The sequence below is a fragment of the Streptomyces sp. NPDC048001 genome, assembly GCF_043203115.1.
GTDB classification, from domain to species: Bacteria; Actinomycetota; Actinomycetes; order Streptomycetales; family Streptomycetaceae; genus Streptomyces; species Streptomyces sanyensis.
This window is the reverse complement of the sequence record NZ_JBIDBN010000007.1, coordinates 395,809-406,112: the sequence shown is the minus strand read 5'-3', so window position 1 is coordinate 406,112 and position 10,304 is coordinate 395,809. Positions and strand designations below refer to the sequence as shown.

Below are 10,304 nucleotides of genomic sequence, written 5' to 3'. Positions count from 1 at the left end.
TGTGGGGTCTTTTTATAATACAGTGTTTGTTGCTTTGGGCTGTCCTAATTAAGTAATTTGCGGTTATGTTTGCGCCCGTGCCGGGCGGTGGGGGGGGGGGGGGGGCGCCCCGCCGCCGACCGCCGTTCACCGTGCCCGGGTTATCCCTTGAGCCCGAGGGGGAAGGGGGCCTGCGGCGTTCCGCCGAGGAGGTGCGCTCCCGCCGACTGCACGATCTGCTCCTGGGCGAGGATGTGCTGGCACATCGTGTGCAGGTCGCGGAGCCAGCGGTCGAGCGGGGAGGTCTGGTAGATCGAGGCCGTTCCGACGAGGTCGGAGAGCCGGGAGACGACGGAGCGGGCCGTCCGGAAGGCGTTGACCCGCGCAAGGGCGGAGGAGACCTGCTGGTCGGGGGTCGGCTCGACACCGGACTCCAGTCGCCGCCACAGCTCGTCGAGCGTGCCGTAGACCGCGTAGCGGGCGGCGGTGAGCTCCATCTCGGCCTGGCCGATGACGGTCTGCACCCGGTAGCTCTCCGACCAGGGGGTGCCGGTGGCCCGCTCCACGCGGTCGGCGGCCAGTTCGCGCACGTGGTCCAGCGCGGCGCGGGCGACGCCCAGCGGCACGCCGGGCACGTTGCCGAGGAAGGCGTCGGGGGCGGACAGGGGGCCGGAGCCGCGCGGGGTGGTGAAGTCGAAGGAGTGCTCCTCGGGCACGAACAGGTCGGTGGCCTGGTAGTCCATGCTGCCGCTGCCGGCCAGGCCGGTGGTGTGCCAGGTGTCGACGATCTCGAACTCCTCGCGGCGGGCCATCACCAGACGCCAGTTCACCGGAGCGCCGCCCGGGCCCGGTTCCGGCTTGCCGTCGGAGTGCACCACGCAGCCGCCGACGACCCAGTCGGCGTGCGTGACCCCGCTGCCGAAGGGCCAGCGGCCGTTCACCCGGTATCCGCCCGGTACCCGCTCGGCGCGGCCGACGGGGAAGATCAGGCCGGCGGTGATGGCGTCCGGGTTGGCGAGCATCTCCTTGACGACCGTCTCGTCCAGGTAGCCCGCGTAGATCCAGGTGTCCATGCCGATCATCGCGCACCAGCCGGCGGCCGAGTCCCCGTAGGAGAGCGCCTCGATGACCTCGGTCTGCTCCGCGAAGGTCAGTTCGGGGCCGCCCCAGTCCTTCGGCATGCCGATACGGAAGACGCCGGTACCGCGCACGAGTTCGACGACGTCCTCCGGAAGGCGCCGGCCGCGTGCGATCTCCTCGGAGCGCCGGCGCAGCAGCGGGGCCGCGGCCCGTGCCCTCGCCAGGATCTCCGCCGCGGAGGTGGGGGCGTCCTGCCCGGCGCCCGCCGCGGGATTGAGAGTCTCCGTCACAGTCATTGAAACCCCTCCTGTACCTGCGTGCTCGTCTCTCTTCGGGCGCGACGGCCGGCAGCCGTGTCCGCACGGGTCACCGCACAGGCGGCACCCCCGGGCAGCGGAGCGGCGGACGGTCCGTCCGGTCCCGCGCCGTCTTCACGCTAGGGACGGCGCCCCCTCGCCTCTCGTGTGAACGCGCACGCAATCTGGCACGTCCGCACACGCCGACAGGACTAACCGTCGTAAGTGACTTTAGGGGTTAACCTCGATCCGTGCAACCAGTCACTTACGCTTGAAGGGTTAGAATCGGATCGGATGGAGGAAGATGCGATGACCGAGGTCGACCCGCGTCCGTTCGTCGGCGAACCCTTCGCCCTCGATCTGCTCAACACCCGGTGGCAGGAGCACGGACGACAGGAGGATCTGCTGGACACCCCGGCCGGCCTGCACGTATGGCTGGCCGGACACGGACTGGCCGAGCGGTTTCCCGCCGGTGCCGCATCGCTGCGGGCGGTACGCACCACCCGCCGCGCACTGGCGGCGGCCGTCACCGAACCCGGATCGCCCGATGCGGCGCGACAGGTGGACGAGATCCTGGACCACGGCCGCGTCAGGCTGACCCTGGACGCCGAAGGCCCCGGCGAGCGTGCGGAGTTCACCGATCCGCACTGGGGCGCGGCCTGGACGGCCGCCCAGGACTACCGGCGGCTGCTGGCCACGGCCCCGGACCGGATCAGGCTCTGCGACCAGCCCGACTGCATCCGGTACTTCCTCGACACCTCCCGCAACGGCACCCGGCGCTGGTGCTCGATGGCCCTGTGCGGCAACCGCGCCAAGGCGGCCCGCCACTACGCCCGGAGCCGCGGGCCCCGCGCGTAGGGCTCCTGCGACCGGGGCGGCCCCGCAGCGGCAGTCGGCGGTCCGTCCGCCGGATGCGCCGCGCACCGGCGGACGGACCGCCGGCGCCGCGCTCGGCGCCGCCCCGGCGCACGCGGCCGGACACTCCCACCCGACGAAGGGGTTCCATGAATCCGCACATCCGCCACCGCACGGTCCAGGTACAGGGGCTCGACGTCTTCTACCGCGAGGCCGGCTCCCCCGACGCCCCGGCCCTGCTCCTGCTCCACGGCTTCCCGGCCAGCTCGCGGTCCTTCCGCGACCTCATGCGCCGGCTGGCCGGGACGTACCGGGTCATCGCGCCGGACCACATCGGCTTCGGCCACTCCGCCCGGCCGTCCACCGACGCGTTCGCCTACACCTTCGCCCGACTGGCGGAGATCACCGACGAGTTCACCCGGCTGCTCGGGCTGTCGCGCTTCGCGCTCTACGTCCACGACTACGGGGCGCCGATCGGCTGGCGGATCGCCGCCGCCCACCCCGAGCGCGTCACCGCGATCGTCAGCCAGAACGGCAACGCCTATCTCCAGGGCCTGCTCCCCGGGTTCTGGGCGCCCGTCCACGCCTACGTCGCCGACCCCGGCCCGGAGAACGAGGCCGCCGTCCGCCAGGCCCTGACCCCGGAGGCCGTGCGGTGGCAGTACACCCACGGGGTCCCCGACGAGAGCCTCCTCGACCCCGACGCCTGGCTGCTCGACACGGCGGCACTCGCGCGCCCCGGCGGCACCGCCGCGCAGCTGCGCCTCATCCGCGACTACGGCTCGAACCTGGAGGCGTACCCGGCGTTCCAGAGGTACTTCAGGGAGAGCCAGGTCCCGCTGCTCGCCGTGTGGGGAGCCCATGACGAGATCTTCGGCCCCGAGGGCGCGCACGCCTTCCGCGACGACCTCCCGGAGGCGGAGGTGCATCTGCTGCCGACCGGCCACTTCGCCCTGGAGACGCACTGCGCCGAGATCGCCGACCGGGTGGCGGACTTCCTCGCCCGCAGGCTCCCGCCGCGGCCCGCGCCCTCCGCGGTGGGGGCCGGGTCGGGCACCGCCGGGATGGTGAGCGGCACGGGCTGAGGCACGGCGGCGCGCGGGGGCGGGCCCTGCCCGTCCTCGCGTGAGCGCGGCCGGGAGGGCCCCGCCGCCCGACCCGGCCCCGGGCCGACGGGACCCGCGCGGTCCCTCGGTCCCGCTCGCGGGGGAGGCCGCCGCGACCGCCCCGGGAGGCGTCCTCCGAAGGCCGCCTCCCGGCCCCGGGCCGGGAGGGTGCCCGGCGCCGTGCGGTCGTTCGGAACGCGACCGTCCCTGCGAATTTCGGGCCATCGCGCGTTGTCCCGTCGCGGGCACCGCGGCAGGCGTGGACGGGCCAATTCCTGTGCGCTCTCCCGCCATACGGCCCTTCGGCCGCTCGGTAACGTCTCCGGCATCGAACGGGGTTTCGCCATTTCCTGAGGTGTTCGACCTCTGGCCCCGGGACGCCCACATGCGTGCGCGTATCAGACATTCCCCGGAGAGGACCATTCATGGGTGAGCTGTCAGCGGCCGACCGTCCACCGGTTGCCGTGGAAGACGACCTGCGTTCCGTCATGCGCAATTTCGCCACCGGCGTCTGCGTGGTGAGCACCTTCTCCGACGCGGAATCCACGCGCCGGCACAACGCGCTGACGATCAACTCGCTGACGTCCCTCTCGCTGGACCCGCCGCTGGTGTCGCTGAGCATCCGCCGCGACTCCGCCTTCCTGGACGACCTGATGGAGTCCCGGGTCTGGGCCCTGTCCCTTCTCGACGGCGGCGGCGAGGACCTCGCCAGGATCTTCGCCCGCCCGGCCGAGGAGCGCGGAAAGGCCCTGCGCAGCCTGCCCTCGGAGCCCGGGGAGCGGACCGGGGCGCTGCTCCTGGACTCCGCGGCATGGATGGAGTGCCGCTACCGGGACCATCTGGTGGCCGGTGACCACCTGCTGATCGTCGGTGAGGTCGTCGGTACCGGAGTGCGTCACACCCGGTCGTCCCTCGTGTTCCTGCACGGTGCATTCCACCGCTTCGAGCGGCGCGCGACATGAGGCGGAAAGGAAAGCGACGGACGAGGCTCCCCATACTCCCAGTACCGATAGGTGGCTGACGCATGTCCGGAATTTCACTCGCCGTGGTCGGAGGTGGCGCCTCCGCGGTCTGCCTCATCGACGCACTGGCTCAGACGCAGAGCCCTTCGGGCAGTATCACGGTGTTCGAGCCCTCCCCCAATCTGTGGCGCGGCCGGGCCTACCAGGTCGATATCGACACCATCAAGGTCAATGCGCCGCCGGAGGACATGTCCGTGCGCGTGGGCGACCTCGGCCATCTCCGGCGCTGGCTGGAGGCGCGGCGGCGCGTCGTCGATTTCGACAGCGTCGACCCCGTTTCCGGAGCCTGTTTCCCTCCGCGCACCGTCTACGGCGAATACCTGGAGCAGTCGGCCTATTCGGCGCTCGGGGAACTGCGCAGGAACGGTTGGCGGGTCGACCTGGTCGGGGCCGCGGTCACCGCGGCCCGGTGCACCGCCGAGCGGATCCATCTGAGCACCAGCAACGGCAGCGACAGCGCCTTCGACTACGTCGTCCTCTGCGTGGGCGGCGACGGCCCCAAGGACGCCTACGGACTCGCGGGCGCACCCGGGTTCATCACGGATCCGTACCCGATGTCCCACAGCCTGCGCGGGATCGGCCCGCGTGAGGACGTCGCCGTCGTCGGCAGCGGCCTCACGGCCGTCGACACCGTCCTCGCCCTCGCCGCCCAGGGCCATCAGGGACGCATCAGCCTGCTCTCCCGGCGGGGCGTGCTCCCCGGTGTCCGCCAGCGCCCCCTGCACTTCGAGCCCCGCCACCTCACCAAGGAGCGGATGCGCGCACTGGCCCGCACCGGCCGCGAGCTGCCCCTCGCGGAGTTCGCGCAGATCGTGGCGGCCGAGCTGCGCGACGCCGGCTCGGACCCCGAAGCGGTCCACGCGGAGATCACCGACCTCGGCAGGGAGGCCCCCGGGGAACGACTGCGGCGCCAGTTCGCTGCCGTCGACTCGGCCGACCCTGGTCTGCGGATCCTCCAGAACGCCGTCCCCGACATCGGCCCCGACGTCTGGCCGCAGCTTCCGGAGAAGGACCGGGCGGAGCTGCTCCGCTCCCACTACCGCACCATCATGAGCCTGTGCTGCCCGATGCCTCCGGCCAGCGCCGCCGTGCTGCTGGAGCTGGTCGACTCGGGCCAGCTGCACATCCGTTCCGGGCTGCGGAAGGTGGCGGAACGCGGTGGCGGGGGCTTCGAGCTGCTCACCGCCGACGAGCCCCCCGTCACCGCGGACACGGTCGTCAACGCGGTCAACGCCTCCGAGGGCCGCGTCCCCGTCGGCGCCCTTCCCCTGGTGACCAGTCTGACCAGGGCCGGTGCCGCCGGCCTCCACCCCCACGGCGGACTGCACCTCGCCCGGGCGACCAGCCGCCTCGCCGACGCGGAGGGCCGTCACGACCCCCGGCTCTACGGACTCGGGACCATCGGCGCCGGATCGCTGTTCTTCACCTTCGGCGTCCCCTCCCTGGTGGACCGCGCCGAGGACATCGTCGCCGCCATCCTCCAGGACGCGGGCGACAGGCACCCGACGCGCTCCGCGGACGCCCTGCTGCCCGCCTGACGCGGACCGCCCCGTCCGTGAGGTCCGCACGTCCGCGCACCGCCCTCCCACGGCCCGTCCAGAAAGAGGTATCCACCATGACCACGATGACCGACCGGGCCGCCGAGCCCGCACCGGAGTTCCTCGCCGACACCGCCACCGGGCTGCCGATCCCCTCCGAACCGGTCTTCGGCACCCCGGAGGAGACCCGGCGGCACCGCAAGCAGCGACTGGCCGCGGCACTCCGGCTGTTCGGCAAGTACGGCTTCGGCGAGGGAATCTCCGGGCACATCTCGGTCCGCGACCCGGAGCACCCCGACCGGTTCTGGGTCAACCCCTTCGGCGTCTCCTTCCGGCACGTACGGGTCGCCGACCTGATCTGCGTCGACGCCCGGGGACGCGTGGTCCACGGCACGCACCGCGTCAACCCCAGCGCCTTCGTCATCCACTCCCAGATCCACGAACTCCACCCCGGCGCGACCGCCGCGGCACACGGCCACACCGCCCACTCCCGGGCCCTCGGCGCCCTGGGGCGCCTGCTGGAGCCCATCGACCAGGAGTCGGCCGCCTTCTACGGGCGGCAGACCCTCTACGAGGCCTATGAGGGCCCCTCCGTGTCCCTGGAGCAGGGCCGCGACATCGCCGAGAACCTCGGGGACAACAGGGCCATCCTGCTGCGGCACCACGGTCTGATCACCGTCGGCGGCTCGCTGGACGAGGCCGTGCACTGGTTCTTCACCTACGACAGCTGCGCCCAGGTCCAGCTCCTCGCCCTCGCGGCCGGCACCCCGAAGACGTTCACCCACGAGCAGGCCGTGGCGGCGGGCGAGGGCTTCGGCGACGCCCAGCTCGGCTGGTTCAGCTTCCAGCTGCTCTGGGACGAGATCGTCCGCGAGGAGCCCGACCTGCTGGACGAGTAGGAGGCCAGCAGCCCCTCGCGGCACCCCCGCGGGGGCCGGCGCCGGCCCCCGCGGGACCCCTCCTCGCAGTACCCCCTGCCGGAACGACGAAGGAACCCCTCCCATGGACGCAACGCAAGCCGCATCGCCGCACAGCTGGCGGAGCCTGCCCGCCGCGCAGCAGCCCGTCTGGCCCGACGAGCGGGCCCTCGCCACCGTGCTCGACGACCTCGCCACCGCGCCGCCCCTGGTCTTCGCCGGCGAATGCGACCAGCTCCGCTCCCGGCTGGCCGCCGTCGCCCGCGGTGAGGCGTTCCTGCTCCAGGGCGGCGACTGCGCCGAGACCTTCGACGCCGTCTCCGCCGACCAGGTCCGCGACAAGCTCAAGACCCTGCTGCAGATGGCGGCGGTGCTCACCTACGCGACCTCCCTGCCGGTGGTCAAGGTCGGACGCATCGCCGGCCAGTACTCCAAGCCCCGCTCGTGGCCCACCGAGCAGCGCGACGGCGTGGAGCTCCCGGTCTACCGGGGAGACGCGGTCAACGGGCTGGACTTCACACCGCAGAGCCGCACCCCCGACCCCGAGCGGCTCCGGCGGATGTACCATGCCTCCGCCGCGACGCTGAACATCGTGCGCGCCTTCACCACCGGCGGATACGCCGATCTGCGCCAGGTGCACACCTGGAACCAGGACTTCGTGGCCAGTTCCCCGATCGGTGAGCGCTACGAGCGCCTGGCCGACGAGATCGACCGGGCGCTCGCCTTCCTCAGGGCCTGCGGGGCGCAGCCGGGCGAGTTCGGCTCGACCGAGTTCTACTCCAGCCACGAGGCGCTGATCCTCGACTACGAGGCGGCCCTGACCCGGCGCGACTCCCGCACCGGCGACTGGTACGACGTCTCCGGCCACATGGTGTGGATCGGCGAGCGCACCCGGCAACTGGACGGCGCGCACGTCGAGTTCGCCTCCCGGGTCCGCAACCCCGTCGCCGTGAAGCTCGGGCCGTCGGTCACCGCGGACGAGGCCCTGGCGCTGATCGACCGCCTCGACCCCGACCGGGAGCCCGGCCGCCTGTCGTTCATCACCCGGATGGGCGCCGGGCGGATCCGCGACGTCCTGCCGGGGCTGGTGGAGAAGGTCACCGCCTCCGGGGCGCGGATCGCCTGGATCTGCGACCCGATGCACGGCAACACCTTCACCGCGCCCAGCGGCCACAAGACGCGGCGCTTCGACGACGTGCTCGACGAGGTGCGCGGCTTCTTCGAGGTCCACCGTGAGCTGGGCACCCATCCGGGCGGTCTCCACGTCGAGTTGACCGGCGAGGACGTCACCGAGTGCGTGGGCGGCGGCGCCGAGGTGCGCCTGGACGACCTGGCGCACCGCTACGAGTCCGCCTGCGACCCGCGCCTCAACCGCTACCAGTCGCTCGACCTGGCCTTCCAGGCGGCCGAGTTGTACCAGGAGCGCACCGTGGCGAGGGGCGCCGTGCGGACGGCCGCCGGAGCATGACGTCGGCAGTCCGGCAGAAGCCGATCCGGAGGGGTGGGATGACCGTGCGCGCGATACGCGGCGCGATCCAGATCGAGGACGACGACAGGGGCCGGCTGGTGGACGGCACCAAGGGCCTGCTGAAGGCCATGCTCGACGCCAACGGGCTGGAGCAGCAGGACCTGATCAGCATGGTGTTCACCGCTACCCCCGACCTGCGCAGCGAGTTCCCGGCGGTGGCGGCACGGGAACTGGGCCTCACCGACACCCCGCTGCTGTGCGCCGGGGAGCTCGACGTCGCCGGTGCCCTGCCGCGGGTGGTACGCATCCTGCTGCACGCGGAGACCGACCTGGCCAAGTGCGATGTGCGGCACGTCTACCTGGGCGGCGCCGCTGCACTGCGCGCCGACCTGGCCGGATCGCCGGAGGGGTCCCGGTGATCCGTACGGCAGCGGTCGTGGGCACGGGACTGATCGGCACCTCGGTGGCGCTCGCCCTGACCGCCAGGCAGGTGCACGTCCATCTGCTCGACGCGGACGAGTCGGCGGCCCGCACGGCCGCCGCGCTCGGCGCGGGCACCGTCGGCCCGCCCGCCGCGCCGGTGGACATCGCCGTGCTGGCGGTGCCGCCCGGCTGCGTCGGCGAGGTGCTCGCCGCCCAGCAGGCGAGGGGGCTGGCGCGCAGCTACACCGACGTGGCCAGTGTCAAGGGCGGCCCGGAGCGGGACGCCCTGCGGCTCGCCGACCCGTCCTGCTACATCGGCGGCCACCCGATGGCCGGGCGTGAGCTGTCCGGGCCGCTGGCCGCCTCGGCCTCCCTGTTCGAGGGCCGCTCCTGGGTGCTCACCCCCACGCAGGGCACCGGGACGGACACTTTGAACCGGGCCCTGGAGGTGGTGGCGCTGTGCGCCGCGGTGCCCGTGGTCATGGAGAGCGGCGCCCACGACCGCGCGGTCGCGCTCGTCTCCCACACCCCGCACCTCGTCGCCTCGCTGATGGCGGCGCGGCTGGAGGAGATGCCGGACGACGCCTCGCGCCTCGCCGGGCAGGGGCTGCGGGACGTCACCCGGATCGCCGGGGGCGACCCCGGGTTGTGGGGCGACATCCTGGACGCCAACGCCGGGGCCGTCGCGGAGGTGCTGGAGGCGCTCGCCGCGGACCTCGGCGCGGCGGTGGCGGCGCTGCGGGGGCTGGCGGGCGACGACGCCGACGCCCGCGCACAGGGCACGGTGCGGGTGGCCGACCTGCTGGGCCGCGGCAGGAGGGGCCGGGGCCGCGTGCCCGGCAAGCACGGCGGGAACCCGGCCCACTGCGCCGCCGTGCATGTGCTCATCGGGGACCAGCCGGGCGAGCTGGCCCGGCTGCTGGCGACCGTGGCCGACCTGGAGGTCAATGTCGAGGAGGTGTCCATCGACCACTCCCCCGCGGAGCGCAGCGGGCTGGTCGAACTGGCCGTGGAGGCGTCCGCCGCCGTCCGGATGGCGCGGCGGCTCACGGAGTTCGGCTGGGCGGTGCAGCGGCCCCGGTCCCGTGCCGACTCCACCGCGCCGGGAGCCGTGCTCCCGGCGGCGGCCGGGGCCGACCGGCTGCGGGTTCCGCTGGCGGCGGGCACGGGCTGAGCGCACAGGCGTCCGCGACGGCGGCCGGGGCCGGCGACGGCATCGGGCGCCGTCGACGGTGCCGACGACGCGACGGCTCCGGCGGCGGCACCGGGCCGTCCGCCGCGGGCCCTGACCTCTGCGTACGGGTGCCGCACCGGCTCCGTACCCGGGCACCGTCCGGGGGCTGCGGGCTGCGGGCTGCGGGCTGCGGGCTGCGGGCTGCGGACGGACCGGGCACGGCGGTGGCACGTCGGCCCAGGATCAGCCGCCGGCCGGGGTGCTGGAGCGGGAGGTGGTGGACTGCCGCTCCGCCGAGGCCCGCGGGAGCGGGCTGCAGGAACCGGTCGCACGGGCGCTCCCCGGCAGGCCCCGCCCGGGACGGAGGTCCGGGAGGGGGCCGGAGGAGCCGTCCGACGCCGCCGGGGTGAGGCGTTCACCCGGGCGGCACGCCGGGTGCGCCCCCA

9 protein-coding genes are annotated in these 10,304 nt (G+C 73.5%); 8 read left to right on the top strand and 1 reads right to left on the bottom strand.

Annotated elements, in window-relative coordinates; genetic code table 11:
* Positions 1-140 precede the first annotated feature (140 nt).
* Positions 141-1,355, bottom strand: a complete 1,215-nt coding sequence (locus tag ACGF15_RS15825) for an acyl-CoA dehydrogenase family protein (RefSeq protein ID WP_392799419.1) — start codon at positions 1,353-1,355, stop codon at positions 141-143.
* Positions 1,356-1,649: 294 nt separating this feature from the next.
* Between ACGF15_RS15825 and ACGF15_RS15820 the strand changes: the two genes are divergently transcribed.
* The 8 genes from ACGF15_RS15820 (at position 1,650) to ACGF15_RS15785 (ending at position 9,858) form a co-directional block, all read left to right on the top strand.
* Positions 1,650-2,213: a CGNR zinc finger domain-containing protein gene (locus tag ACGF15_RS15820; RefSeq protein ID WP_345615924.1), complete on the top strand. Its 564-nt coding sequence runs from the start codon at positions 1,650-1,652 to the stop codon at positions 2,211-2,213.
* Between the two features lie 146 nt (positions 2,214-2,359).
* Positions 2,360-3,295: an alpha/beta fold hydrolase gene (locus ACGF15_RS15815; RefSeq protein ID WP_392799416.1), complete on the top strand. Its 936-nt coding sequence runs from the start codon at positions 2,360-2,362 to the stop codon at positions 3,293-3,295.
* 446 nt (positions 3,296-3,741) lie between these two features.
* Positions 3,742-4,278: a flavin reductase family protein gene (locus tag ACGF15_RS15810; protein WP_392799413.1), complete on the top strand. Its 537-nt coding sequence runs from the start codon at positions 3,742-3,744 to the stop codon at positions 4,276-4,278.
* A gap of 62 nt (positions 4,279-4,340) precedes the next feature.
* Positions 4,341-5,876, top strand: coding sequence for an FAD/NAD(P)-binding protein (locus tag ACGF15_RS15805; RefSeq protein ID WP_392799410.1), 1,536 nt, complete (start codon positions 4,341-4,343; stop codon positions 5,874-5,876).
* Between the two features lie 86 nt (positions 5,877-5,962).
* Positions 5,963-6,775 carry a class II aldolase/adducin family protein gene (locus ACGF15_RS15800; protein WP_376428559.1) on the top strand — a complete coding sequence of 271 codons (813 nt, stop codon included), beginning with the start codon at positions 5,963-5,965 and terminating at the stop codon, positions 6,773-6,775.
* Between the two features lie 103 nt (positions 6,776-6,878).
* Positions 6,879-8,261: a class II 3-deoxy-7-phosphoheptulonate synthase gene (locus ACGF15_RS15795; protein WP_392799407.1), complete on the top strand. Its 1,383-nt coding sequence runs from the start codon at positions 6,879-6,881 to the stop codon at positions 8,259-8,261.
* A gap of 38 nt (positions 8,262-8,299) precedes the next feature.
* The gene (gene aroH / locus ACGF15_RS15790) at positions 8,300-8,680 is read left to right on the top strand and encodes a chorismate mutase (protein ID WP_345615929.1); all 381 of its coding nucleotides are present in this window, start codon (positions 8,300-8,302) and stop codon (positions 8,678-8,680) included.
* Positions 8,680-9,858, top strand: a complete 1,179-nt coding sequence (locus tag ACGF15_RS15785) for a prephenate dehydrogenase (protein ID WP_392799437.1) — start codon at positions 8,680-8,682, stop codon at positions 9,856-9,858. The genes aroH and ACGF15_RS15785 overlap by 1 nt, the downstream gene beginning before the upstream one ends.
* Positions 9,859-10,304: the final 446 nt, after the last annotated feature.